The organism is Marinobacter sp. (assembly GCF_044799475.1).
In the GTDB taxonomy this organism is placed as follows: domain Bacteria; phylum Pseudomonadota; class Gammaproteobacteria; order Pseudomonadales; family Oleiphilaceae; genus Marinobacter.
On sequence record NZ_CP085217.1, the window covers coordinates 516,047 to 540,106 of the forward strand.

Below are 24,060 nucleotides of genomic sequence, written 5' to 3' on the forward strand. Positions count from 1 at the left end.
GTGTTGGTGACAGGCCGCCGCCGGGAGGCCGTCGCTATCGTATTCCAGGTCTGTTAAAAATTCACCACCACATCCGGCGCAACCTGTTTCAGACCAGCCCGGAAAACCGATTTTATGCGTTCCAGGGCATCCTCTGATTCTGCCTCAAAACGCAGCACCAGAACCGGCGTGGTATTGGATGCACGGCACAGCCCCCAACCATCCGGATAATCCACGCGGACGCCGTCAATGGTGTTGACACTGCCGTCACCGAAAACCCCTTCCCTGGCAAGCCGCTCTACCAGCTGGAATTTCACTTCATCGCTGACCGGCAGGTTGATCTCCGGCGTGCTGATGTCTTCAGGGAACTCGTCAAAAACCTCGTCTATCTGACGGTCCTCTATGCCGAGAATCTCCAGCAGTCGGGCAGCCGCGTAAAGTCCATCATCGAAACCATACCAGCGCTCGCTGAAAAACACATGACCGCTCATTTCCCCCGCCAGAAGGGCGCCGGTTTCCCGCATTTTGGCTTTGATCAGGGAGTGGCCGGTTTTCCACATTATGGGCCGCCCGCCCGCCTGGCTGATCACGCCAGCCAGCCGGCGGCTGCATTTGACGTCATATATCACGTCGGCCCCCGGATTACGGGACACGACATCCCGCGCAAACAGCATCATCAGGCGATCCGGCCAGATGATGCGCCCTGTATTGGTAACCACACCGACACGGTCGCCGTCGCCGTCAAATGCCAGACCGATATCCGCCTTCTCCGCCACCACCCGGTCAATAAGATCCTGGAGATTTTCCGGCCTGCCCGGATCAGGATGGTGATTGGGGAAGCTGCCATCGACCTCGCAGTACAGGGGTATCACCTCGCAACCCAGTTCCTCCACCAGCAGGGGACCGAGTTCTCCGGCAATCCCGTTGCCGGCATCCAGAACCACTTTCAGTGGAGCCGCCACCGCAATGTCGCCCGTAATCCTGTCGAGGTAGGCGCGGCGCACATCGTCTTCCGAACGCGCGCCCTGACCTTTCTCGAAATCCCCGGTCTGAATCCGTTTCAGGAGCTTCTGAATGGCATCACCGGACAGGGTTTCGCCACCGATCATGATCTTCAGGCCGTTGTAGTTGGCCGGATTGTGGCTGCCGGTCACCATGACTCCAGAGCCGGTTTCCAGATGGTGGGTGGCGAAATAGAGTACTGGTGTCGGTATGGCGCCGAGCTCAATCACGCTACAGCCGGTCGTCATAATGCCCCGGGCGAGCGCGTCTGCGAGTTCGGGACTGGAGTGTCTGCCATCATAGCCGATGCACAGAGTCGTGACCTCACGGCTGATGGCCTCGCTGCCAATGGCCTGACCAATGATGCTGACAACTTCCGCCGTCAGGGTTTCCCCCAGGATGCCCCGGATATCGTAAGCACGGAAAATCGAGGGCGAAACCTCCACTGCCGGCGGCCGGACCTCATTCACGTCCAACCCGGTCTCACCGGATCCGAATCCGAGCACATCGTCATCACCATCCAGCATGTCGATGTCCAGCATGTCCTTTTCCTGGAACAGGGGCTCCGCGCTGTTGGCTCCTGCAGGCCGGTCGCTGGCCGGGGACAGTGACCGGCCTGCCTTTGCCCGGGCATCCTGGTCTGCCTTGCTGATGCGCTTCTCCACTACCTGTGCGAGGCGCTGCAGAACTTCGCCCAGGGATGCCACCATATCCCACCGCAGAACTGGCAGTTTGACCCTTTCGCCGCCAAAAGCCTTGTGGGTCCACTGGATAAGAAGGGCAATCTCTTCCCGCTGCCTGCGCAGGGCACCGGCCATCAGCAGCCATGCGAGTACGGCGGCAACCAGCGCCGGTGCGACCACGGCCGTAAGAGCCAGGGGTGTATTCACCACTTCAACCTGCCTTGGGGCCGGAGTGAACTGCAGCGACCAGTTCACCGGGCTGAGCTGACGGCTGATCAGCTCACCTGTGCCCGAACCGGCGGCCACCAGTGGCTGGGACTGCCCAGCCACTGTCTGAATCACTGCCAGCCGGCCATCGGCATCATAACCCTCCGGCGTCAGGGCTGAAGCCAGTATCCCGGTATCAAAAATCACCAGCAGAGTTCCGGTCACAGCCTGGCTTGAGGGGCTTCTCACCGGCGTTGCTATCTGTATGAACCACCTCCCCTCCCGCGGGAAAGCATCGGGCGTCACCTGGCGGCCCGACTCCGCCCGCCGGGCCAGGTCAAGGGAGGCAAAACCCAGCTCCGAGCCGGCGGTGCGCCGCGGAATATCACCGTAGGGAAAGATGAACCCATCGGCCACGGACGGCAGAAGCCTGCTGAGACCAGCCCTGACGGCCCCCAGCTGACCCGGGTCTTCCGCGGCGCCCACCACCATTGGCTGGAGAGCGTAACCGCTGACCAGCTGCTGCAGCAGCGACACGCGCTGCTCGACCCGCGCCACGGCCTCATCCGCCAGGGTGTTCACCTGCTGGCTTCTGTGTTCCGTCCCAGCTGGCTGAAGCACAAGGAAATAAAGCATGGCCGAGGCCAGAATCCCCGATGCCAGGACGATCAGTGCCTGCAGGGTCACCACCGAGCTCAGGCTTTTCAGGGAAGCACCATTGGCAGACTTCGCTGCTTTCTGCTTCTTTGGAGCCTCCTGAGGCAGCTCGTCTGGTTCTTTTTTCTTGCCGAGTTTCATAAGGGGATCCGCTCACTATTTTTCGCCCTGAAGGCACTTGGTCTGTGGGATGCTGGCGCTGCCGGATTCGACTGACAGTATAGATGCATCTGCAGCAGCTGCGGCCGCTACGGAGAAACCCCGACTGGGACGACTAGTGCCTGCCGGTGGAACCAAAGCCGCCGATCCCACGCTCGCTGAGGTCAAAACTCTCAACCACCTCCAGCTGGGCCTGCACCACCGGAACCAGAATCAGCTGCGCGATACGCTCTCCCACTTCCACGGTGAATGTGGTGTTGCCCCGGTTCCAGCAGGAAACCATCAGCTCCCCCTGGTAATCGGAATCAATCAGGCCCACCAGGTTGCCAAGCACAATACCGTGTTTGTGGCCCAGGCCGCTGCGGGGCAGGATCATGGCAGCCAGCCCCGGGTCCCCGATGTGGATCGACAGACCGGTTTTAAGCAGCTCTGTCTGCCCCGGCTCCAGGGTCACCGGGGAATCAGGACAGGCCCGGAGATCCAGGCCTGCGGAGCCATCGGTGGCGTATTCCGGAAAAGCAATGGACTGGCCAATGCGTGGATCCAGGATCCGTATCTGCAACGAACGTCTGGTCATCGTTTTATCCTGCTGTTGGTCTTTTTTCTGGGTGTGGCAGTGTCATCGTGATGCTGGCGAGCCGCGATCAGATCGATCAGACGCGCCGCAAGAGCTGTCTTGGTGTCGGTTGCCAGGGCCTCGCTGCCGCCAGGCCAGAATACGGTAACCGTGTTCCGGTCACTGTTGAAGCCGGTGTCCGGCCGGGATACGTCATTGGCAACAATCATGTCCAGGTTTTTCCGCTCCAGCTTGTCGAGGGCGTACTTTTCAACATCATTGGTCTCGGCTGCAAACCCTACGGTAAAGGGCGGTCGCGGCCGGCCGGCAATGGTCGCAAGAATGTCCGGATTACGAACCAGCGTGAGGGAAAGCTCTTCCCGGGTTTTCTTCATCTTCTGCCCGGCTTCGCTCTCCACCCGGTAATCGGCAACCGCTGCGGTCGCAACAAAAATGTCGCAGCCGTCCTCCACGGCGTTTTCAGTCGCGGACAGCATGTCCCGGGCGCTGGTGGCAGACCGGACCTCCACCCCCGCCGGAGCGGGCAGGCTTACCGGACCACTGATCAGGATAACCCTGGCGCCAGCGTCACGGGCAGCGGCCGCCAGCGCGTAACCCATTTTCCCCGAACTGTGGTTGCTGATATAGCGCACCGGGTCAATGGCCTCGCGAGTGGGACCGGCTGTGACTACCACTACCTGGCCGGCCAGCACCTGCCGTGCAGGCGCATCAACACGGTCGGCGATGGCCCTGGCCTCCAGCATGCGGCCAGGACCGGTGTCGCCGCACGCCTGATCTCCCGCATCGGGCCCCCAGAGGCTGATCTGGCCATCCTCTTCAAGCAGCCGGAGGTTGCGACGGGTACGGGCGTTGGCCCACATCGCCTGGTTCATCGCAGGGGCCAGCACTATCGGCGCTTCCGTGGCGCAGCACACCGTGGTAAGCAGGTCATCAGCCATGCCATTCGCCAGCCGGGCCATAAAATTCGCCGACGCCGGGGCCACAAGGACCAGCTCCGCCCATTTCGCCAGCTCAATGTGGCCCATGCCGGCCTCGGCTTCGGGGTCCAGCAGCGAGGTCCTGACCGGCTCGCCGCTGAGCGCCTGAAAAGTGAGGGGCATGACGAAGGCCTCTGCGCCTCCTGTCATCACGACCTGCACCGAATGGCCTGCCTTTTTCAGCAAACGGACCAGTTCTGCGCTCTTGTAGGCCGCAATGCCGCCGGTTACCCCCAGCAGAATTCGTTTCTGCGCCATGCATGCTCCTTTGACCGGGAAACGGAGGTTCCAGATGATTTTCTGCAAACCGAATCAAGGCGTTAAAGATAGCACTGGATGACGCCTCCCGACAGTCCGGCGAGCATGCTAGAATTCCCGCCGCGCTGGATGCGCCACAATCAGGCCGCTGCCTTTTCCGGGCATCAGGGCCTGCCGAACAATCAGCAGGGATGCAATCATGACGAATACCCCATGGCCGGTTGACGAACGGCCCCGCGAGCGGCTGCTCGCCCATGGCGCCGGTAGCCTTTCCGACGCCGAACTACTGGCGATATTTCTGCGTACCGGCACGGCTGGCCAGCCGGTCATGGAGCTGTCCAGGTACCTGATAGAGCAGTTCGGCGGCCTGCGGAGCCTGATGACGGCGTCCCGTGGCAGCTTCTGCGGCGTGAAAGGACTCGGCACCGCGAAGTATGCCCAGGTCCAGGCAGCCATGGAAATGGCCCGCCGGGTGATGGATGAGCCCCTGCGGCAGGGAGACCCGCTACGGTCCCCGGAAGATACCCGAAGCTATCTGCGCAGCCGCCTTGGCACTTTTCCCCACGAGGTATTTGCCGGCCTGTTTCTGGACAACCGCCATCGGGTAATCCGCTATCAGGAGCTGTTCCGCGGGACCATTGACGGCGCCGCGGTCTACCCCCGGGAAGTTGTGCGCAGCGCGCTGGAGTACAACGCGGCAGCGGTCATCTTTGCGCACAACCACCCTTCCGGGGTTGCCGAGCCCAGTCAGTCAGATATCAGCCTGACTCGCCGCCTCAAGGAGGCACTGGGGCTTGTGGACATCCGGGTGCTCGACCACATGGTGGTTGGCCATGGCGAGGTAATCTCCCTGGCCGAGCGCGGACTCATGTGACTCATCTCACAAAAGCCCCGGCGAGCCATTTCCTGGCTATTTTCCCAACAATTTTTTGCGTTAGAGTCCTGGTTCTGGTATAAAAGCGTCCCTTATTTTCAGGCAGTGCCAAACGTCAGCAGCGCAGGCCAGCGTTTCACACCGTCTGTTCTGGCCGCGTCTGACGATTACGTATCAGGTGCGATTGAACGAATCCGTATTTTCAGGACCAAAGCTCAGGTCGGAGGCAAGTATGTCCAGAGTCTGTCAGGTTACCGGTAAGCGACCGCTTTCCGGTAACAATGTATCCCACGCGATGAACCACACCCGTCGTCGCTTTCTGCCCAACCTTCAGAGCCACCGCTTCTGGGTTGAATCAGAGAAGCGCTTCGTTAAGCTGAAGGTATCCACCAAAGGCATGCGGATCATCGATAAAAAAGGCATTGACGCTGTGCTGGCCGATCTTCGCGCCCGCGGCGAGAAATTCTAAGGAGCCGCATCATGCGCGAGAAGATCAAGCTGGTTTCATCAGCAGGCACCGGTCACTTTTACACGACCATGAAAAACAAGCGTAACACCCCGGAAAAAATCGAGATCAAGAAGTACGATCCGGTTGTCCGCAAGCATGTTGCGTACAAGGAAGCCAAGATCAAGTAAACCTGATCCCGGCTCTGAAAAAAACCCGGCCACGGCCGGGTTTTTTGTGTCTGGACTTGCCTTCAGGCTGTCTCAGAAGGTTTCCACATAGCCGCTGGGCAGGGAAATATCCATGGCAATAGGAAGGTGGTCCGAAACCGGGTAGCTCACCACTTCCGAGCGACGGATTTCCAGGCTGCGACTGACCAGGATATGGTCAAGAGCCCGCTCCGGGCGCCAGCTGGGAAAGCTGTGAGCGGTTGACGGCAGCGGCACCAGATCGGCATCGCTAAGGGGTGTGTTATTGAGCAGCTGGTCTGCATGATTATTCATGTCACCCATCAGAACCACATGCCTGTGGTCGCCTATCAGCTCCCGGATATACCCCAGCTGCCGCTGCTGGGCGGATTTGCTGAGAGACAGGTGCATCACCACCAGCACCAGAGGGTCTTCCTCCGCCCCATACTTGGCGACAATGGCGCCACGACCGGGGATCAGGCCGGGCAAACGGTATTCCGCCACTTCAAGGGGCCGGTAGCGACTCAGAAGACCGTTACTGTGCTGGGCGATACGCCCGAGGTTCCGGTTCAGCTGCTGATGCCAGTAGGGTATGCCACTGGCTTCCGCCAGGTACTGGACCTGATTGACGAAACCGCTCCGCAGACTCCCACCATCGCATTCCTGCAACGCCACTACGTCATACTGGCTGACAAGGGAAGCAATCCGGTCCAGGTTCTCGAAACGCTTTCTGTGGGGCAGGAAATGCTGCCAGCTGCGGGTCACATAGTGGCGGTAGGAGGAGGTGTTGATGCCTACCTGGATGTTGAATGTCAGAAGCCTGATGTGACGGTGAGCCTCAAACTCCGGCACGTGATCCATGCCGGAACAGGTGCCGCGACGCGGCTGCCGGCCATCCGGGCGGCTCGCAAACTGCTTCTGGATACGTCTGTACATCGGGCTAGGCTTCACCACGATTCACCTCGGTACCAGTATCTTGACTGCCGGGCAGGGAAGCCCGGCACCACTCGGACAGGCCGACCCTTACTCGGCCCGCTCTTTGCTGATCAGGTAGTCAGCCACCTTGAGCATGTTCTCATGGCTGCCAGCCATGGAACCAGTCACCACATATTTGCCATCAATCAGAAGACTCGGGGTTCCGGTGATGCGGGCACCACGGATTTTGGCCTGGGCCTGCTGCATTTTCGCGTTAACGCCAAAACTGCTGAAGGTCTTGATGAAGGCTTCTTCATCGACGCCGTAATCCGAAAGGTAGTCCGCCAGGGCTTCTGCGGTATCCAGCTGACGGCGGTCCCGGGCAAGCGCCTCAAACATCGCATCATGGGTCTGGTCGAGTTTGCCAAGGGCCTGAAGAGTGTAATAGGCACGGGCATGAGGCTCCCATGTTCTTCCAAGCGCTGCGGGAATACCCACGTACTCGACATCCTCTGGAAGATCCTTTTTCCACTCCTCAATCAGCGGCTTGAACGCATAGCAGTGGGGGCACCCATACCAGAACACTTCGGCAACTTCGACTTTGTCACCGGTGGAGGTTGTTACCGGTGTCGCCAGCTCTTCGTAGTGTCGCCCTTCCTGCCAGTCGGTCTCCTGGGCCTGAACTCCAAATGCCATGACTGCCAGCAGGCATGCTGCCGCCTTCCAAACCTGTTTCATAATGCTCTCCGGTCGTTTGCCAACTGCGTCGGCTGTCTGAATTGATCAATGTGACCATGAAAAGGATACAAAGTTCGTGAGCCGGGCCTGCGCCTGACTTTCGGATTATGGACCAGGGTCCACAAAGGCTTCCAGTGACGGTTTCTTCACCCTGGGAACAAAAAACCCCGCTCACGGCGGGGCTTTCTGCATCAATACAGGTCCGGATCAGTGCAGGCCGGAGACATAACTGGCAAGGGCCTCTATTTCACTGTCCGTGAGGCTTCCAGCCACGTCCATCATGATCGAAGCCTCGGGGCCACCGTCCCGGGACCCATCCCGATAGGCCTTCAGCTGGGCCGAAACATATTCAGGGGTCTGGCCGCTCAGACGCGGATAACCGGCCGGCTCATTGCCTTTGCCCTGGGGGCTATGGCAGGCGGCGCAGGAAGGCACGCCGGAGGCCATATTGCCACCGCGGTATAGCTTTTCGCCCAGGCCCACGAGTTCCGGGCTGGCCTGGCCAATCGGCATGTCCTGGCTGTCGAAATAAGCTGCAAGATCCTGCAGATCCTGGTCAGACAGGTTGTCCAGAATGCCTGTCATTGCGGCAATCGCCCGCTCGCCGGACTTTATATAGGAAAGCTGCCGGTAAAGGTAGGTTTCACCCAGCTCTGCCAGCCTGGGGTAACTTGCGATTGTCGGCTGGGCGCCATTCTGACCATGGCAGCCTGCGCACACCCCTGCATTTGCCTCGCCGGCTTCAGGATCTCCCGCGCCCCAGGCCGTGGCTGTAAGGCTGACGCCGAGAACAACACCTGCGATCAGTTTTCTCATGCTCGCTCCGCTTCTCTCATCTGATTACACGTTATGCGCAATAGACACATTGTAGGGTGTGCAGTCGGCAGATGCTGTCGAAACCAGCCCCACCAGGGGCTGTCGGCACCAGAGTTCTGCGCGCTGACCGAATTTGGTGTAGCATTATACATTAATCCCAGACAACTGAAATCCAATAGGCCATCAGCTGACCGTGTCCGAAGAACTCTCTGTAAAACCCATTTCTTTCAACAGCGCCCGCTTTCTCGTCAGCGCCTCCAGATTAAGCGAGTGTCCGCCGGACACTGGCGCGGAGGTCGCCTTTGCAGGCCGCTCCAACGCGGGCAAGTCCAGCGCCATCAACACCATCACAGTCAATGGCAAGCTGGCCCGCACAAGCAAGACGCCAGGACGCACCCGGCTGATAAACTTCTTTTCTCTCAACCGGCCCGACTGCCGGCTCGTGGATTTGCCGGGCTACGGCTATGCCAGGGTATCCCGGGACATAAAGGATGACTGGCAACAACACCTGGACAACTACCTGTCCCAGCGTAACAGCCTGCGGGGCCTGGTGCTGGTCATGGACATCCGGCACCCGATGACGGATTTTGACCAGATGATGGTGGAATGGTGTGAACATAACAACCTGCCACTGATGATTCTGGCTACCAAGGCAGACAAACTGAAGTTCGGAGCAGCCAAAACCACCCTCCTCAGGGTTGCAGCACAGCTCAGGGATTATGCCTGCGTTCACCACCTGGTCATGTTTTCGGCGACAACAAAAGTGGGTATCGAGGAGAGCAGAGAAGCACTGGTGGCGTGGCTGGAAGGGGCCACCGGAGAAATCGAAAGCACATAAAAAACCCGGCCGCAGGGCGACCGGGTGAAACGTCAGGGTTTGCGACGTGCTAAAACCTGATTAACTCAGGAAGACGCAGGGAATGTCCGAATTCCCATTGTCTGTATCTGAGACCCGGCCCCCCGAAAAAAGTTCCCTGCCCTGCATTTTTTCGTAACACCTCTCACCTCAGGCTACACGGGTTTCCGGCAGGTCTGGCCGGTATTTCTCCCGTATCCTCATCACCGGCTCCCGGAATGCCGGTGTCAGGTAGGGCAGTTCGAGAGTCAGAACCTGATAGATGCCCTGCTTGAGCTGCCTCAGCGACAGGCTGTTAGTGAGCTCCGAGCCGTGGGCCGTTTTCAGGAAGGCCATCCAGTTTGTCACCACCAGCCATACATTCAGGGACATGGCAGAGCGCAGCTCTTCCGGCTGGGGCTTGATGACCCCCCCCTCCGCCAGACCATCAAAAATGCGGTTGATCGCAACCAGGCAACGATTTGTGAACTCCCGGTAGTCCTCTCTCAGGCGCACGTCGCTGTCCAGCAGGAACTCCAGGTCACGATGGAAAAACCGGTAGCTCCAGAGACCATCGAACACCGACTCCAGATAAAATGTCAGGTGCTCCAGGCCCAGAGGCTGGCCTTCGGGAACCTCCAGGTAATAATCCACAAGCTTTTCATATTCCAGAAATATCTCATAAATGATGTCGGACTTGTTTCTGAAATGGTAATACAAATTGCCCGGAGAGATACCCAGGTGGGCAGCAATATGATTTGTCGTCACATTGCGCTCCCCCCGCTCGTTGAACAGCTCCAGTGCGGATAGCAGTATCCTGTCTCGTGTTTTCATACGCTCACTGTGGGACGGACTTGGGGTTCATTCGGGCTCTTGCGGACGGATCGGCTTTTCTGGCCTGATCCCCCGCCCCGGCCCGCTTGACTGGGTAGAGTATATACTCTAATAATAGCCCTACACGCAAATCGGGCACTTTTTAATCATCAAACCCGGCATTACTCACAACAACAGGCAACAGACCGGCCTGCTGCGACGTCAAGGAGAAAATCATGGTTGCCAATGTGGTTCAGCTGACCGAAAGCAAGAAACAGATCCAGTACACCGCGCGGATCTTCGAGGAACAGCGCCAGGCCTTCCGGCGCAACCCCATGCCTTCGCTGACTGAACGCAGGGAAAACCTGAAGCGGCTCAAGAAGTCACTCCTCGCCCACGAAGACAGAATCATCGAGGCAATCGACCGTGATTTTGGCTGTCGCTCCAGAGACGAAACCCGCATTGCTGAAGTCATGCCCTCAATTCAGAGCATCAATTACACCATCAGCCACCTTGGTGAGTGGATGAAGCCCTCCAGACGCAAGGTTTCGGCCCTGTTCCAGCCTGCCACCAACAGGGTTCACTACCAGCCCCTCGGCGTGTGCGGCGTGATCGTTCCCTGGAACTACCCACTGTTTCTTGCCGTTGGGCCGATGATATCGGCGCTGGCAGCCGGCAACCGGGTGATGGTCAAGATGTCGGAATTTACCCCCCATACGTCCGCCCTGTTCGCGGAGCTGATGGATCTGACCTTCCCCCAGGATCTGGTAGCGGTCATCAATGGTGAGGCGGACGTGGCCGCAGATTTTTCCAGCCGGCCCTTTGATCATCTGCTGTTTACTGGCTCGACCTCAGTGGGCAAAATTGTGATGAAGGCTGCAGCTGAGCATCTGACCCCCGTGACCCTCGAGCTGGGCGGCAAATCGCCGGCCATCATCTCAACGGACATTCCCATGGAGGACGCAGCCCACCGGCTGGCCTTCGGCAAGGCGTTCAACGCCGGTCAGACCTGCGTGGCGCCGGACTACGTGCTCTGTCCTGCGGACAGAGTCCAGACCTTTGTTGATGAATTCCGCGACCAGTTTGCCAGCATGTACCCGAACCTGCGGGACAATGACGACTACACCTCAATTATCAACGAACGCCAGCACAAACGCCTGCAGGGCTACCTGGAGGATGCCCGCAACAAGGGCGCGGAACTGATCGAAATCAATCCGGCCCGGGAAAATCTCAAGGACGGCACCCGCAAGATGCCCATTACCCTGGTGCTCAACCCCACCGACGAGATGGATGTCATGCAGGATGAGATCTTTGGCCCGATTCTGCCCATTGTCAGCTATGACACCATTGCGGATGCCATCCAGTACGTGAATGATCGCCCCCGGCCGCTGTCTCTCTACTACTTTGGATACGAAAGCGAGATGCAGGACCATGTCCTTGCGCAGACCCATTCGGGGGGCGCATGCATCAACGACACTCTCATGCATGTTGCCCAGGATGACATGCCTTTCGGTGGCATAGGCGCCTCGGGTATGGGTCACTACCACGGCAAGGAGGGTTTCATGACCTTCTCCCACGCAAAAGGCGTGTTCAGCAAGCAGAAATTCAACAGCAGCAAATTCGTCTACCCTCCCTACGGCAGCTCGTTGCAAAAGATGGTCTACAAAATGTTCATCCGCTAAGCCGGGGGAGTCACTTTTCCCCGTTTCCGGGCCGGAACGGGGAAAAGAATCCCCCTTCAGGCTTGTATGTTGGTGCGCTCTCTGGTTAATTCGCTACTCTTAGAGAAACCTGCACTGCAAGCTTGCGAGGACCAGACATATGACCAGGGTAGTCTACCCCGGAACCTTTGACCCCATTACCAATGGCCACACGGACCTGATTGAGCGCGCTGGCAAGCTCTTTGATACGGTGATTGTGGCCATCGCATTCAGCCCCAAGAAGCAGCCTCTGCTGACCCTGGAGGAGCGTGTCCAGCTGGTAAGGGATGCCACGAGCCACCTGCCCAACGTGACTGTTACCGGCTTCTCGAACCTGCTGGCGGAATTTGTACTCCAGCAGGGTGCGACCGTGATTCTCCGCGGGCTTCGCGCTGTCTCGGACTTCGAATATGAGTTCCAGCTGGCAGACATGAACCGGCGGCTGGCACCTTCGGTGGAAAGCGTCTTCCTCACCCCGGCCAACCACCTCTCCTATATCTCCTCGACTCTGATACGGGAAATCGCAGCTCTGGGCGGGGACATCAGCGAATTTGTAGACCCAGCCGTGGCCAATGCCCTCAAACGCCGCTTCAGTGCCTCCTGAAAGGAAGGCCGGGTAGTCAGGGCTGCCGGGGTGTTACAAGCGCCGCAGACACCTGCCCGGGCAGCCCCCGGGATCAGATCATCGGAGGCAGGGGAAACCGGTTACCATTAACATCAACCTCCAGATCCTCAAGCCTGGCCTTAAGCACAAAGTCCCCTCCGTCCCGGACCAGGATGCCCTGCTGCACCAGGGGTGCAAGTTCCTCCATCAGGGCCGGACGGGATTCCACCAGATCAACCGGCAGACGGACATCCATGCTCCCGGTGAGGCGCTGCATGACCAAGGTCAGGGCTTCACCCTCTTCCGTGGTGAGTTGCGGATGATAAAGCATGACTTCGCCGCTTATCTGGCCCTCCGGGAACTCCAGGTTCACTTCCGGAAATCCAAATGACAGGCCTGCCGCTGCCAGGTCCCTGAGAGCGGAACTGACGGCATCCATCGCCTGCATCTGCTGCTCGAGCAGGGCCTGCCGCGAGAGACTCGACACCTCTGCCGTCGTACTGAGCATCTGCATGTCCCCGAACGCTCCCAACAGACGGTTCCAGGGGTCCACCGCGAAATCCTGCATTACAAAGCGCGCCCTGTGTGGGCCCGAAGGGATGCCGTCGCTGACTACCTGCTCAATTCCAAAAGTGCTGTCAACACTGAAGCTGTCACTGTTGTCGGCGCTGGTGGTGCTCTGTAGCGACATACCCTGCAGGCTCAGCCCCGGCTGACCAGAGGGATCCAGGGTCGCATTTTCAAGCGCCAGCGAACCCTCGCCGGTCCAGACATCACCCCTCAGGCGGGACATGGTCTGATTCACCGTTACGTCACCAAGAGTGAGCTCGACATCCGGCCCCCGGGCCACAAGCCCAGGCCACTCCAGTACCAGATCGAAACTGTCGCCGGCATCATGGACACCGATCCTGACAACTGCCTCAGCCATCTTCAGGGATTCACCCGTAGCTTCATCTCTGGCATCAATGGCCGGAACTGCCACCACCAGCCCGGCCGTGCCCCAGGCATTCAGGCTGATTGAAAGGGATGGTTTTTCAGCGGGAAAAAGCTGCTGCATCAGCTCCGAGTCGCTGCTGCCAAACTCGATGTCCACCTGGCTGCTGACAAAGCCGTGACTGACCTGTCCCTGCCAGGGAATCTCCAGCTGCTCACCAGAGTCAGGATCCTCAAACTGCACTGTGCCTGCCACACTGGCGCCGAGATAGCCCCGGTCGTAGCGTTCGGTTTCCACCCCCACTACGAGCTGTTGACCGTTCAGACGCTTCTGCCCTTCGGCCCACTGTTTCTCGGTCAGTACACCTGTGCCCCACGGGGCGGCGGCGCCGGCAATCACAACAACTACACCAGCGACTATCCATTTGTTCATCAATACCTGCTCCGGCCGATTACGGCTTTACTGGCGATTGGGTGATCGCACTACTCACTTGCTGGTCAGTCGATCCATTAGCACGGTCTGGGCGGCAAAACGCTCCTCATCCTGCGCCGGCTGATTCTGAACGTAACTGCCGTCTGCCTGCAACACCCAGCTCTGGCAATTGTCCGCCAGATAGATATCGAGATCTTCCCGGAGTCGGGCCGCCAGTTCGCTGTCTTCAATGGGAAAAGCCACCTCAACCCGGTTTACGAGGTTGCGGACCATGGCATCGGCACTGGAGCAGAAGACCTCCGACTTTCCGTCGTTGCCAAAGTAGTAGACCCGGCTGTGCTCCAGGAACCGACCAATAATGGAGCGCACATGGATATTCTCGGAGAGTCCTGCAATCCCCGGGCGCAGACAGCAGACACCCCGGATGATCAGCTGAACCCGGACGCCGGCCTGGGAAGCCCGGTAGAGGGCCTTCATCACCTCCGGCTCGGTCATCGCATTGACCTTGATAATGATATGACCCTTCTCTCCAAGGCCCGCCTCCCGGTCAATCAGCTCGATCAGGCGCTTGTGCAGAGTAAAGGGGGCGTGGAACAGCTTCTTGATCTTGAGAGCCTTGCCCATGCCGGTCATCTGCTGGAACAGCTTGTTGACGTCATCGCCCAGGGCATCGTCGCTGGAGAGCAGGCTGTAATCCGTATAGAGGCGGGCATTGCCCGCGTGATAGTTACCCGTGCCCAGATGGACGTAACGCTTGAGGCGACCCTCCTCCCGACGCACAACCAGGATCATCTTGGCGTGGCTCTTATAGCCGACAACGCCATAGACCACGATGACACCGGCCTCCTGGAGGCGACTTGCCAGCTCCAGATTTTCTGCCTCGTCAAATCGCGCCCGCAGCTCGATCACCACGGCCACTTCCTTGCCCCGTTTTGCGGCATCCATCAGGGCTTCCACTATCTCCGAGTCAGACCCGGTACGGTACAGCGTCTGACGGATGGCCAGCACCTGGGGGTCTTTCGCTGCCTGTCGCAGGAAGTCTATGACTGGCGTGAAGCTCTCATAAGGGTGCTGCAAAAGCACCGGCTGCTGACGGATGGCATCAAAAATCAGTTCCTTGTTGCGGATCTGTTTGGGCACGGCCGGTGAAAACCCGGGGAACGTCAGGTCAGGTCGGTCCACCAGTCCACCCACCGCCATCAGGCGGGTCAGGTTGACCGGCCCGTTGACCTTGTACAGATCCCGCTCTGTCAGGCCAAACTCCCGAAGCAGGAAATTCATCAGTTCATCGGGACAGTTGTCAGCAACTTCCAGCCGTACACCGTCACCAAAACGACGGCTCAACAGCTCGCCCCGCAGGGCCGAAGCCAGGTCTTCCAGATCGTCTTCCAGCTCAAGGTCGGCATTCCGGGTCAGGCGGAACTGGTAGCAGCCTTTGATCTCCATGCCGGGAAACAGCTCATCGGCATGGGCATGGATCATTGAGGAAAGGAACACCAGGTTGTTACCGCCATTGCAGATGTCATCCGGCAGCCGCACCAGCCGCGGTAAAGACCGGGGAGCGGGAACAATGGCCATGCCCGTCTCGCGGCCAAACGCATCCTTGCCATCCAGCTCCACAATGAAGTTGAGGCTCTTGTTCACCAGACGTGGAAAAGGATGCGACGGGTCCAGCCCGATCGGATTGACAACGGGAAGAATCTCTTCCTCGAAGTAACGCTGCACCCAGGCTGTCTGTTCCGGCGTCCACTCCCGGCGCCGCAGGAAGTGGATATTTTCCCGCTCCATGGCCGGAATGAGGATGTCATTGAGAATGTCATACTGGGCGTGAATGTAATCGTGAGCCACTTTGCTGATTTCATTCAGCAGCTGCTCGGACAGCATGCCATCCGCGCCTACGCTTTCCCGCCCGTACTTGATCTGTTGACGCAGCCCCGCAACCCGGATCTCGAAAAACTCGTCCATGTTGCTGCTGAAAATGCAGCAGAACATCAGACGGTTGATCAGGGGAATATTTTCGTCCAGTGCCTGCTGCAGAACCCGGAAATTGAACTGGATGTGGCTCAGTTCGCGGTTGAGGTAATTCTCGCTCGCTGCCGGGTCAAGGGGAGGCAGCAGTTCAGGCAAGGTTCGGGTTTCTTCCATGTCCTGGCTCAGGGGCTTCGCGGATTCGGTACTCATGGGTATCACATCCTGGGTTGTAACTGCCCTTCTCCTGGCTGGCAGGATTTCAGGCTTTTTGACTCTTCAGCAACCGGGCGGCCCGGCGCGCAAAATAGGTAAGAATGCCATCTGCACCGGCCCGGCGCAGGCAGATCAGGCTTTCCATCATAACTGTGTCGGCGTCAAGCCAGCCCTGCTCGGCCGCAGCCATGTGCATGGCATATTCGCCGCTGACCTGGTAAACAAAGGTGGGCACCTTCAGTTCGTTCTTTACCCGATACACTATGTCCAGATAGGGCATACCCGGCTTCACCATGACCATATCTGCACCCTCGGCAAGATCCATGGCCACTTCATGCAGCGCCTCGTCACTGTTGGCAGGATCCATCTGGTAGCTGGCCTTGTTACTCCTGCCCAGACTGGATGCAGAGCCCACGGCATCGCGAAATGGGCCGTAATAACCTGACGCATACTTGGCAGCGTAGGCCAGAATCCGTGTGTTGACATGGCCGGCGGATTCCAGAGCTTCCCTGATGGCGCCCACCCGGCCGTCCATCATGTCAGATGGCGCCACCACGTCCGCCCCTGCATCAGCATGGGAGAGAGCCTGGCGGACCAGGGCCTCGACGGTGACATCATTGATCACATAGCCATCATGGTCGATGATTCCGTCCTGGCCGTGAGTGGTGAAAGGATCAAGCGCCACGTCCGTGATAACGCCCAGATCCGGATATGCCTGCTTGAGAGCCCGACTGGCCCGCTGAGCCAGTCCCTCGGAGTCCCAGGCACCAGAACCGGAGAGGTTTTTCTGCTCGGGGGGTACCACCGGAAACAGTGCCACTGCGGGAATGCCAAGATCCACCAGCTCGGCAGCCTCGGCCACCAACAGATCAATACTCAGGCGCTCGACACCTGGCATGGATGCAATGGCCTCACGGCGATTCTGGCCTTCCAGCACAAATACGGGAAATATCAGGTTGTCCACCGACAGCCGGGTTTCCCGCACCATCCGCCGTGAAAAATCGTCTGCCCTGTTACGGCGGGGTCGGGTGGCGGGAAAAACACGATGCTGGGGCGAAAACACGGGACTACCTCCTGGCTGCTGGAAATATCTGGATCTTGAGGGTGCCGGAGCGGCCGGAATACGCTGAAAACAGACAGCCGGGGTCCGCACGATGACAGAGCAGGATGACAATTCCGTGACAGCCACGGTAATGCTGACCTGCCACTACATCATACACAGAAGCCGGCACCCACCGCACGCGCGGGCGGTGGCACGAGAGGATAGTCCCGGCTATTCCAGGGAATCGAGAGCTTCAGCGCGAACCCGCTCAGGGCCCCGGAAGTGCTGTTCCCTGAGACGGGTAATCGCCGCCTCGCGCTCCGGTCCGGCGAGACCTGCGGCGTCCACCCTGGCGACGTCGGCACGGTAGGCCTGCCAGCGCTGACTCCAGGCTTCCCGGGCCTGCTCCACCTCGTTCAGCTTCCTTGCCGCCTCGGAGCCAAAACTGGCTTCAAGATAAAGCTGCAGGGCCTCCGGGTCTCCGGCCAGCTCAGAGCGGATCTGCTGGTAATCCTGAAACCGGCGCGTTCGCTGCCTGGACTCCCGAAGCGCTTCCGGAAGCGCGGCCTCGGCGCGGGCAATCTGCGCCTGTTTTTCATCGCTGCTCAGGGCATCATCCCGGGCAATCTGCTGACGCTCCAGCTGAAAGCGGTCCAGCGCTTCGTCGCTGGCAAAAAAGGCATCGGCGGTGCGGGAATCCAGCCACTCACGGCGCAGGTCATGCACCGCCTGCAAACGCCGCCCCAGCCCATCCAGGTCAGCGGAAGCGCCACTGCCACCACTGCGCTTTTCGAGCTCGCTGACCGCCAGCTTGTAATCCAGGTAGTCCCCAAGGGTTTTTCGTGCCTGGGACCTGGCCGGCTCTGGCAGCTCCGTCAGGGCCTGTTCAATCCTCGCCACCAGTTGCCCGAGGGACTCCTCCCCCAGAGCCGCCAGGTAATATTCAAACAGCGCCCTGAGCTCCGGCGTGGGAATCAGCCCGCCCTGACTGTCGAATTGCAGCCACCCGTCAGGAGGATCAGTGCCGTCCAGCGATGCCGGAAGCTGCGGGGGCAGACTCACCGGGGAACCATCCACCAGGGCGGAAGGTTTTCCTTCCTCCAGCGCCACAGCCGCTTTTCCCGATGCCGGGGTCACGGACAGTCGGCTCTCATTGCCCGCGGCTTCGTCGCCGGCGCTGCCCATAAATACAAAAGCAACAGACGCCGCCATGATGGGCAGCAGTAAAAGGGCAAAACGCTGGTCAAGCTTCATGGCAGTTATCCTGGTAAATACCAGTAACAGAGACAGGACCGGAGTATAGCAATGGAAGGCAGCCAGTACAGACGCAGCGGCGCCCTCCAGGTGGAGGGCGCCGCTGGCTTATCGGTCAGATCGACCGGTTGTTAAAACCTGTATCAACTTTGCGCGCCGGGTCGACGCGAAGCCTGTTGTCCACTTCCTGGATGGTTCCACCCTGGCGCAGATAGGCCTCAATATCAGCATTCAGCTGGGCGCGCGCCCGGGCACGACCTGCGACTGAGTGGTTATCCTCGCCCCCGAACGACCAGCCGGCCGAGCGCTCCAGGTTACTTTCATCGAATTCACTCATGGCTTTGCTCCCCACCAGCGAAAACATTACTGCGTCGATAATGTGAGCGCAGCATTCAAGACAGGAGAAGCGCGCCCTTCTCGATGAGCATTTTTCAATGCTATCTCATCTTGGCGTCTTTATAATCCGGTTTTGATTGCAGCGCCATTAACCTGCAAAATTATTTTCGTAACTTTTTGTAACCGGACGAACATCTTGCTACACCAGGCTTTTACCCCTGTCTGTATGCTTCCAGTAAATGACCTGACCGGAAAGTCTTAGAGACACCCACCCTGCTTGAAGGAGCCCCAATGGCCTATCGCGAAACCGAAAAAATGCGCAGCCGGAAAGCCCAGGCCCGCAAACGGATTCTGGACTGCGCATTCATGCGGGTTGCGGAAGGGGGATTCCGCAATGCCCGGATCAGCCACGTGGCCAGGGCTGCTGGTGTTGCAACTGGAACCATCTACCGGCACTTTGAATCAAAGGAAGAGCTGTTTGCCGAGATATTCCGCCTCGCCACCCAGCGGGAAATGAACAAGGTCGCTGAAGCTCTTGCCACCTCTGATGATGTTGTCACAAGGCTCGAAAAAGCCCTGACGCAGTTCGCCGAAAGGGCACTCCGGGGCCCCACCATGGCCTGGTCACTGATTGCCGAACCAGTGGACCCAAGGGTTGAAGCCGAGCGACTGATGTATCGCGAAGCCTATGCAGAGCATTTTCAGAAAGCGATAAAGCAGGGCATAGAGGAGGGCACATTACCGAACCAGAATGCCCGTCAGAGCAGTACGTGTCTGGTCGGAGCGATTGCTGAAAGCCTGGTGGGGCCCCTGTCGCCGGCCCAGTCCGACGGCAGTCAGCAGGCCCCGGAGCCAGAGGCCCAAAGACAACTGGTCGAGTCCATCGTGCGGTTCTGTATTCAGGGACTGACCGGGATACGGAGATAACTGGCACTGATCCGGCAGCCGTTGCCGGGCAGGCCCAGCCGCTCAAGTAGTCGGATAACAGCTCCTGTTGGTACACTGCTAGTGTTCACAGACTGAAACCCCCGGCTGGCCCCATGCCGATCGGACTCTGCTGCAGGTTACACTATGCCAAATGCGATGAAGCGGCTGCTCAACACCCAGCCGCAGACACCAGCGATAACGCCCCACGTTGGCCTGCTCACCCTTCACTTCCAGCTGTACGGCTGTGAGGACCTCAAAGCGAAGCGCAGGGTATTTACGCCGATGCGTGCAGTGTGGGGCAGAGAGGCCGACCTGGCAGTGGCGGAAACCGCCGATCTGGACAGCCTGGACTGTGCCACCTGGACCATTGCTGCTCTGGGCGCCTCTTCCCGTCAGATCCAGGAGCGCCTGGACCAGGTCGAGAAGGCCATTGCGGAACGCATCGATGCCCCCGTGCTGGATGTTCAGCGCGAAATACTCTGATGGGCCTGGGCGGACGGTGGCAGGGCGGGAACTGACGCCGTATACTACGCGATCCTGGAGGATGCGAGCGCATCCGGCTCCGAGTCCCGGGGCGAACAACATGCCAGACTATCCGGGAGGAAGTCTCTTCTCCTGCTCCTGACCGTTGAAGTATCAGGGTGGATACCGACGGAATACCACTGACGGTGTGTGGCGCCTATGACCGGCAAGAAAAAAACCGCTCAGGCCTCGATCGAGGCAATGTATCGCGTGTTCACGGTGCCCGAAGCCCCGGAGTCCACCCTGAGCCGTATTGACCAGGATATATCCCGTAACCTGGCAGGTTTTCTACAGGAACACATAGTCGCTGTAGAGCGTGACCTCAGTGACGTAGAGAAGAATTTCTCCGAGTCGGCTGTGCCGGAAAAACCCATTTTTGTTTCCGAGCAGACCCAGTTTCTTCTCGACAAACTGGTGGCCAACTCAGTTCATACCGCCTCCCCCAGCTTTGTCGGACACATGACATCGGCACTTCCCTACTTCATGCTGCCGTTGTCCAAGATCATGATTGCCCTGAACCAGAATCTGGTCAAAACCGAAACCTCCAAGGCATTTACACCCATGGAGCGCCAGGTACTGGGGATGATTCACCGGCTGGTGTACCAGCAGGATGGCGCATTTTATCGCAAGTGGATGCATGACCCCCGTCATGCACTGGGGGTCATGTGCTCGGGCGGCACCATCGCCAACCTGACCGCCCTGTGGGTAGCACGCAACCAGGCTTTTCCGCCAGAAGGGAGTTTTCGGGGGCTGCATCAGGAAGGCCTGTTTCGGGCCCTGAAATATTATGGCCACGAGGGCGCAGCCATTCTCGTATCCCGGCGAGGGCATTATTCCCTGCGCAAGGCGGCCGACGTGCTGGGTCTGGGCCGGGAGTTTCTCGTTGCAGTGGATACAGACGACGAAAATCGCATAGATACCGATGCCCTGCGTGAGAAATGCCTTGATCTGCAGCGGCGGAAAATCAGGATCATGGCCATCTGCGGCATCGCTGGAACCACCGAGACAGGCAATGTGGACCCACTGGATGCCATGGCGGACATTGCCCGCGAATTCGGCGCGCACTTCCATGTGGATGCTGCCTGGGGCGGCCCGACACTGTTCTCCCGCACCCACCGCCATCTTCTCAGGGGCATAGAACAGGCGGATTCCGTTACCTTCGATGCCCACAAACAGCTTTATGTACCCATGGGATCAGGTCTGGTGGTGTTCCGGGATCCAGCCCTGGCCAGCGCAGTGGAGCACCATGCCCAGTACATTATCCGCAAGGGCTCACGGGACCTGGGCAGCAATACGCTGGAAGGCTCAAGGCCAGGCATGGCGATGCTGATTCACTCGGGTCTCAGGATACTGGCGCGGGAAGGTTACGAGATACTGATTGACCAGGGCATTGAAAAAGCGCGGGATTTTGCCCAGATGATTGAAGAGCAACCTGATTTTGAGCTGATCACCCGGCCGGAGCTGAATATCCTGACCTACAGATACTGCCCCGGTATCGCCCGTCAGGCGCTGGCGGTTGCAGATGCAGACCAGGCTGAACGGCTTAACACCAGCCTGAACAGAATCACCAAATTCCTGCAGAAAACCCAGCGTGAACGCGGAAAAGCCTTCGTGTCCCGAACCCGGCTGGAGCCCGCGCGGTATCACCACTTCCCCTGCATCGTTTTCCGCGTAGTGCTTGCCAACCCGCTGACCACGGTGGAGATCCTGCGGGATATTCTGGATGAGCAGAAGGAACTGGCTCAGGAGGCGGATATCCAGGACGAACTGGCCATTCTGAAACAGCATGCAGAATCCATCCTTGCCCTGCATCGCCCGAAGAGCCGGCTGGCCTGACCCCCAGCACCAGACTCAGTGCCGGGACTCGCCCCGGGCTGCCGGAAAGAAAAGGCTCCTAATACATCGCCTCTTCATCATCCAGGGCATCATGGAGGATTTCCAGGAACATCCTGTCTGCTTCGCTCCAGTTTTCAGGAATCCTTACATTGGTGCTGGAGCTGATTTCACGCGCTATGAGCTCATCTGCATTGGGCTTGCCCCGGTGTTTGCGTGCGATCTCCATGGACTTCACCGCAATGGTGGGATCACTCATCACCTTCTTGATGAAAACCCTCAGTTCATCAATGATCCTGGCCTGACGACCTTCTGACGACTTGTTCATGCTTTCTCCCGAATCTGTTTCACGCCGGACCGGTACCGGCAGAGGTCAATGACCAGTATGCCGGATTCCCCCTGGGCACCACCAGCCCGCCGTCAGATCAGCAGGCCGCGAATGGTGAAAAACAGGAGCGCAGCCATGGTTGCAGAGGCCGGCACCGTGATCACCCAAGCCGCAATGATGCGGGTGAGATGGGAGCGTTTGACCAGTTCCTCCCGGTAGATCTTCTTCAGCCGCTTGCGCTCGGACTTGGACAGGGGCAGGTCCTTTTTCTTTTTTCTTGCCTGTTTGAGCAGGCTCTCCATCTCCTCCACCGAGGCGTTCCGGAAATCATCCAGGAAGGGTTTCAGACGTGCCTGCTCTGTTTCGTCATGGTTTTCGATGATGTTGTGAATCTGGCTGGCGTAGCTGGTTTTGAGGTATTCCCGGAGAAAGCCCACGCCAAAAACACCGCCAATGGCAATGTGGGTTGAGCTGACCGGAAGGCCCAGCTGGGAAGCAATAATCACCGTTAATGCCGCAGACAGGGCAATGCAGAAGGCCCGGGTCTTGTCCAGCTCGGTAATTTCGCTGCCCACGGTTTTAATCAGCCGCGGGCCGAACAGCATAAGCCCCACGGCCAGACCCAGGGCTCCGACCAGCATTACCCACAGAGGTATTCCTGCCGCCATCACAATTTCACCGCCGGCCAGGGCATCGTTGATGGCGGCCAGTGGGCCGATGGCATTGGCCACGTCATTGGCGCCATGGGCAAAGCTCAGCAGAGCCGCGGCAAAAATCAGGGGCCAGGTAAACAGCGTGTTCACTCCAGTCGCATTGCTTTCCATGGTCGCGGCCCGACGCGCCACCAGCGCTCTCATCACCAGCATGACCACCACCGCGATGGCCAGACCGATCAGTGCTGCGGTCATGAAATCCACTTTGACGATCTTTTTAACCCCTTTGAGCATCAGATAGGTACCGAAGGCCCAGGCCATAACGGCCACTACCCAGGGAACCATCTTCCGGGCGGCAGCCACGACATCTTGGCGATAGAGCACGGTTCGCTTGATCAGATAGAGGAAAAAGGCCGCAAAGACACCACCCAGAACCGGAGAAATCACCCAGCTTGCAACAATGGCTGCCATCACATTCCAGTCCGCAATACCCCATCCCCCAGCAGCGATACCCGCGCCGAGCACCCCTCCCACGATGGAGTGAGTGGTGGACACAGGCGCGCCCATCCAGGTCGCCAGATTCAGCCAGAGGGCGCCGGCCAGCAGGGCCGCGGTCATCAGCCACACAAAACTGTTGATGTCGTCCAGTCTGTCGGCGGCAATGATGCCGCCCTTGATGGTGGAAACCACGTCGCCACCAGCAATTATCGCACCGGCAGCTTCGAAAACCGCCGCCAGCAGCACCGCAGCGCCCAGGGAAAGGGCGCCTGACCCGACTGCCGGGCCGACATTGTTGGCTACGTCATTGGCGCCTATATTGATGGCCATATATCCGCCGATAACGGCGGCAGCCATGAGCAGCATACTGGAAGGCATGCCGGCACTCAGCTGGCCCACATAGAGCCAGACGCCGAGAAGAAAAAGCAGGCAGATGCCGATGCGAAAACGCTCGGTGGAACGACTGGTCAGCGCCTGCTCAAAAAAGCCCTTTGTTTTTGCCATGACAAATCCGCCGCTGGATGTGGTGAGTGCATAGTGGTCGCCACTATAGGATTTTTGTCACGAAAATGAAATATTCGAGTGGGAGCGCCGTTCAGCCAGCAAGCGGTAAACCAGCCGTCCGGTGGAGAAGCAGAGGTGGCAATTTCTATGATAAAGCGTTTGTTTGACGCATAATCTTCGCGCAGC

At 58.8% G+C, this 24,060-nt stretch carries 23 protein-coding genes; 9 read left to right on the forward strand and 14 right to left on the reverse strand.

The window, feature by feature from the left end:
- Window positions 1-53: 53 nt before the first annotated feature.
- From LG327_RS02350 to coaBC, 3 genes are all read right to left on the reverse strand, one after another.
- Complete coding sequence (locus LG327_RS02350; protein ID WP_404365326.1) at window positions 54-2,669, reverse strand: phosphomannomutase/phosphoglucomutase; 2,616 nt, start codon at window positions 2,667-2,669, stop codon at window positions 54-56.
- Window positions 2,670-2,802: 133 nt separating this feature from the next.
- Complete coding sequence (dut, locus tag LG327_RS02355) at window positions 2,803-3,264, reverse strand: dUTP diphosphatase (RefSeq protein WP_404365328.1); 462 nt, start codon at window positions 3,262-3,264, stop codon at window positions 2,803-2,805.
- Window positions 3,261-4,499 carry a bifunctional phosphopantothenoylcysteine decarboxylase/phosphopantothenate--cysteine ligase CoaBC gene (gene coaBC, locus LG327_RS02360; RefSeq protein WP_404365329.1) on the reverse strand — a complete coding sequence of 413 codons (1,239 nt, stop codon included), beginning with the start codon at window positions 4,497-4,499 and terminating at the stop codon, window positions 3,261-3,263. Before coaBC ends, dut begins: the two co-directional genes overlap by 4 nt.
- Before the next feature lie 199 nt (window positions 4,500-4,698).
- On the opposite strand from coaBC, the gene radC reads away from it, so the two are divergent.
- The 3 genes from radC (at window position 4,699) to rpmG (ending at window position 6,009) form a co-directional block, all read left to right on the forward strand.
- The gene (radC, locus tag LG327_RS02365; RefSeq protein WP_404365331.1) at window positions 4,699-5,373 is read left to right on the forward strand and encodes a DNA repair protein RadC; all 675 of its coding nucleotides are present in this window, start codon (window positions 4,699-4,701) and stop codon (window positions 5,371-5,373) included.
- A 232-nt stretch (window positions 5,374-5,605) separates the two neighbouring features.
- A complete protein-coding gene (rpmB, locus tag LG327_RS02370) occupies window positions 5,606-5,842 on the forward strand; it encodes a 50S ribosomal protein L28 (RefSeq protein ID WP_404365333.1) in 237 nt (78 codons plus the stop codon).
- A gap of 11 nt (window positions 5,843-5,853) precedes the next feature.
- Window positions 5,854-6,009, forward strand: a complete 156-nt coding sequence (gene rpmG / locus LG327_RS02375; protein ID WP_071263342.1) for a 50S ribosomal protein L33 — start codon at window positions 5,854-5,856, stop codon at window positions 6,007-6,009.
- Between the two features lie 72 nt (window positions 6,010-6,081).
- On the opposite strand, the gene LG327_RS02380 is transcribed toward rpmG, so the two are convergent.
- From LG327_RS02380 to LG327_RS02390, 3 genes are all read right to left on the reverse strand, one after another.
- Window positions 6,082-6,942 (reverse strand): endonuclease/exonuclease/phosphatase family protein, encoded by an 861-nt coding sequence (locus LG327_RS02380; RefSeq protein ID WP_404365335.1) that lies wholly within the window; start codon window positions 6,940-6,942, stop codon window positions 6,082-6,084.
- Between the two features lie 87 nt (window positions 6,943-7,029).
- A complete protein-coding gene (locus LG327_RS02385; protein WP_404369164.1) occupies window positions 7,030-7,662 on the reverse strand; it encodes a thiol:disulfide interchange protein DsbA/DsbL in 633 nt (210 codons plus the stop codon).
- Window positions 7,663-7,866: 204 nt separating this feature from the next.
- A complete protein-coding gene (locus tag LG327_RS02390) occupies window positions 7,867-8,475 on the reverse strand; it encodes a c-type cytochrome (RefSeq protein ID WP_404365337.1) in 609 nt (202 codons plus the stop codon).
- A gap of 193 nt (window positions 8,476-8,668) precedes the next feature.
- On the opposite strand from LG327_RS02390, the gene yihA reads away from it, so the two are divergent.
- A complete protein-coding gene (gene yihA / locus LG327_RS02395) occupies window positions 8,669-9,313 on the forward strand; it encodes a ribosome biogenesis GTP-binding protein YihA/YsxC (RefSeq protein ID WP_404365339.1) in 645 nt (214 codons plus the stop codon).
- Between the two features lie 168 nt (window positions 9,314-9,481).
- On the opposite strand, the gene LG327_RS02400 is transcribed toward yihA, so the two are convergent.
- Window positions 9,482-10,144, reverse strand: a complete 663-nt coding sequence (locus LG327_RS02400) for a TetR/AcrR family transcriptional regulator (protein WP_404365340.1) — start codon at window positions 10,142-10,144, stop codon at window positions 9,482-9,484.
- A 215-nt stretch (window positions 10,145-10,359) separates the two neighbouring features.
- Here LG327_RS02400 and LG327_RS02405 point away from each other — a divergent pair, with 215 nt between their 5' ends.
- Both LG327_RS02405 and coaD read left to right on the forward strand, forming a co-directional pair.
- Window positions 10,360-11,805, forward strand: a complete 1,446-nt coding sequence (locus LG327_RS02405) for a coniferyl aldehyde dehydrogenase (protein WP_404365342.1) — start codon at window positions 10,360-10,362, stop codon at window positions 11,803-11,805.
- 139 nt (window positions 11,806-11,944) lie between these two features.
- The gene (gene coaD, locus LG327_RS02410; protein WP_404365344.1) at window positions 11,945-12,427 is read left to right on the forward strand and encodes a pantetheine-phosphate adenylyltransferase; all 483 of its coding nucleotides are present in this window, start codon (window positions 11,945-11,947) and stop codon (window positions 12,425-12,427) included.
- Window positions 12,428-12,500: 73 nt separating this feature from the next.
- Here coaD and LG327_RS02415 read toward each other — a convergent pair whose 3' ends face one another.
- The 5 genes from LG327_RS02415 to LG327_RS02435 form a co-directional block, all read right to left on the reverse strand.
- Entirely contained in the window at window positions 12,501-13,793 is a 1,293-nt protein-coding gene (locus LG327_RS02415) for a DUF945 family protein (protein WP_404365346.1), read from the reverse strand.
- A gap of 54 nt (window positions 13,794-13,847) precedes the next feature.
- Window positions 13,848-15,938, reverse strand: a complete 2,091-nt coding sequence (gene ppk1, locus LG327_RS02420) for a polyphosphate kinase 1 (RefSeq protein WP_404369167.1) — start codon at window positions 15,936-15,938, stop codon at window positions 13,848-13,850.
- A gap of 85 nt (window positions 15,939-16,023) precedes the next feature.
- The gene (gene hemB, locus LG327_RS02425; RefSeq protein WP_404369169.1) at window positions 16,024-16,965 is read right to left on the reverse strand and encodes a porphobilinogen synthase; all 942 of its coding nucleotides are present in this window, start codon (window positions 16,963-16,965) and stop codon (window positions 16,024-16,026) included.
- A gap of 285 nt (window positions 16,966-17,250) precedes the next feature.
- Window positions 17,251-18,273: a lipase secretion chaperone gene (locus LG327_RS02430; RefSeq protein WP_404365348.1), complete on the reverse strand. Its 1,023-nt coding sequence runs from the start codon at window positions 18,271-18,273 to the stop codon at window positions 17,251-17,253.
- A gap of 115 nt (window positions 18,274-18,388) precedes the next feature.
- The gene (locus tag LG327_RS02435) at window positions 18,389-18,610 is read right to left on the reverse strand and encodes a hypothetical protein (protein WP_404365350.1); all 222 of its coding nucleotides are present in this window, start codon (window positions 18,608-18,610) and stop codon (window positions 18,389-18,391) included.
- A 290-nt stretch (window positions 18,611-18,900) separates the two neighbouring features.
- Between LG327_RS02435 and LG327_RS02440 the strand changes: the two genes are divergently transcribed.
- The 3 genes from LG327_RS02440 (at window position 18,901) to panP (ending at window position 21,894) form a co-directional block, all read left to right on the forward strand.
- Window positions 18,901-19,536, forward strand: a complete 636-nt coding sequence (locus tag LG327_RS02440) for a TetR/AcrR family transcriptional regulator (RefSeq protein ID WP_404365352.1) — start codon at window positions 18,901-18,903, stop codon at window positions 19,534-19,536.
- Window positions 19,537-19,680: 144 nt separating this feature from the next.
- Entirely contained in the window at window positions 19,681-20,019 is a 339-nt protein-coding gene (locus LG327_RS02445) for a DUF503 domain-containing protein (RefSeq protein ID WP_404365354.1), read from the forward strand.
- A gap of 198 nt (window positions 20,020-20,217) precedes the next feature.
- Window positions 20,218-21,894: a pyridoxal-dependent aspartate 1-decarboxylase PanP gene (gene panP / locus LG327_RS02450; RefSeq protein WP_404365356.1), complete on the forward strand. Its 1,677-nt coding sequence runs from the start codon at window positions 20,218-20,220 to the stop codon at window positions 21,892-21,894.
- Window positions 21,895-21,952: 58 nt separating this feature from the next.
- Here panP and LG327_RS02455 read toward each other — a convergent pair whose 3' ends face one another.
- Entirely contained in the window at window positions 21,953-22,219 is a 267-nt protein-coding gene (locus LG327_RS02455; RefSeq protein ID WP_404365358.1) for a hypothetical protein, read from the reverse strand.
- 92 nt (window positions 22,220-22,311) lie between these two features.
- Window positions 22,312-23,874 (reverse strand): inorganic phosphate transporter, encoded by a 1,563-nt coding sequence (locus LG327_RS02460; RefSeq protein WP_404365360.1) that lies wholly within the window; start codon window positions 23,872-23,874, stop codon window positions 22,312-22,314.
- Window positions 23,875-24,060 lie beyond the last annotated feature (186 nt).

Bases quoted from the DNA above. Each gene is read 5' to 3' on its own strand.
- LG327_RS02455 (WP_404365358.1), bottom strand. From the start codon at position 22,219: ATGAACAAGTCGTCAGAAGGTCGTCAGGCCAGGATCATTGATGAACTG.
- ppk1 (WP_404369167.1), bottom strand. From the start codon at position 15,938: ATGGAAGAAACCCGAACCTTGCCTGAACTGCTGCCTCCCCTTGACCCG.
- LG327_RS02430 (WP_404365348.1), bottom strand. From the start codon at position 18,273: ATGAAGCTTGACCAGCGTTTTGCCCTTTTACTGCTGCCCATCATGGCG.
- LG327_RS02405 (WP_404365342.1), top strand. From the start codon at position 10,360: ATGGTTGCCAATGTGGTTCAGCTGACCGAAAGCAAGAAACAGATCCAG.
- coaBC (WP_404365329.1), bottom strand. From the start codon at position 4,499: ATGGCGCAGAAACGAATTCTGCTGGGGGTAACCGGCGGCATTGCGGCC.
- LG327_RS02400 (WP_404365340.1), bottom strand. From the start codon at position 10,144: ATGAAAACACGAGACAGGATACTGCTATCCGCACTGGAGCTGTTCAAC.
- LG327_RS02440 (WP_404365352.1), top strand. From the start codon at position 18,901: ATGGCCTATCGCGAAACCGAAAAAATGCGCAGCCGGAAAGCCCAGGCC.
- LG327_RS02390 (WP_404365337.1), bottom strand. From the start codon at position 8,475: ATGAGAAAACTGATCGCAGGTGTTGTTCTCGGCGTCAGCCTTACAGCC.
- LG327_RS02460 (WP_404365360.1), bottom strand. From the start codon at position 23,874: ATGGCAAAAACAAAGGGCTTTTTTGAGCAGGCGCTGACCAGTCGTTCC.
- radC (WP_404365331.1), top strand. From the start codon at position 4,699: ATGACGAATACCCCATGGCCGGTTGACGAACGGCCCCGCGAGCGGCTG.
- LG327_RS02445 (WP_404365354.1), top strand. From the start codon at position 19,681: ATGCCAAATGCGATGAAGCGGCTGCTCAACACCCAGCCGCAGACACCA.
- rpmB (WP_404365333.1), top strand. From the start codon at position 5,606: ATGTCCAGAGTCTGTCAGGTTACCGGTAAGCGACCGCTTTCCGGTAAC.
- panP (WP_404365356.1), top strand. From the start codon at position 20,218: ATGACCGGCAAGAAAAAAACCGCTCAGGCCTCGATCGAGGCAATGTAT.
- dut (WP_404365328.1), bottom strand. From the start codon at position 3,264: ATGACCAGACGTTCGTTGCAGATACGGATCCTGGATCCACGCATTGGC.
- LG327_RS02415 (WP_404365346.1), bottom strand. From the start codon at position 13,793: ATGAACAAATGGATAGTCGCTGGTGTAGTTGTTGTGATTGCCGGCGCC.
- rpmG (WP_071263342.1), top strand. From the start codon at position 5,854: ATGCGCGAGAAGATCAAGCTGGTTTCATCAGCAGGCACCGGTCACTTT.
- LG327_RS02380 (WP_404365335.1), bottom strand. From the start codon at position 6,942: ATGTACAGACGTATCCAGAAGCAGTTTGCGAGCCGCCCGGATGGCCGG.
- coaD (WP_404365344.1), top strand. From the start codon at position 11,945: ATGACCAGGGTAGTCTACCCCGGAACCTTTGACCCCATTACCAATGGC.
- LG327_RS02435 (WP_404365350.1), bottom strand. From the start codon at position 18,610: ATGAGTGAATTCGATGAAAGTAACCTGGAGCGCTCGGCCGGCTGGTCG.
- hemB (WP_404369169.1), bottom strand. From the start codon at position 16,965: ATGGTGCGGGAAACCCGGCTGTCGGTGGACAACCTGATATTTCCCGTA.
- LG327_RS02350 (WP_404365326.1), bottom strand. From the start codon at position 2,669: ATGAAACTCGGCAAGAAAAAAGAACCAGACGAGCTGCCTCAGGAGGCT.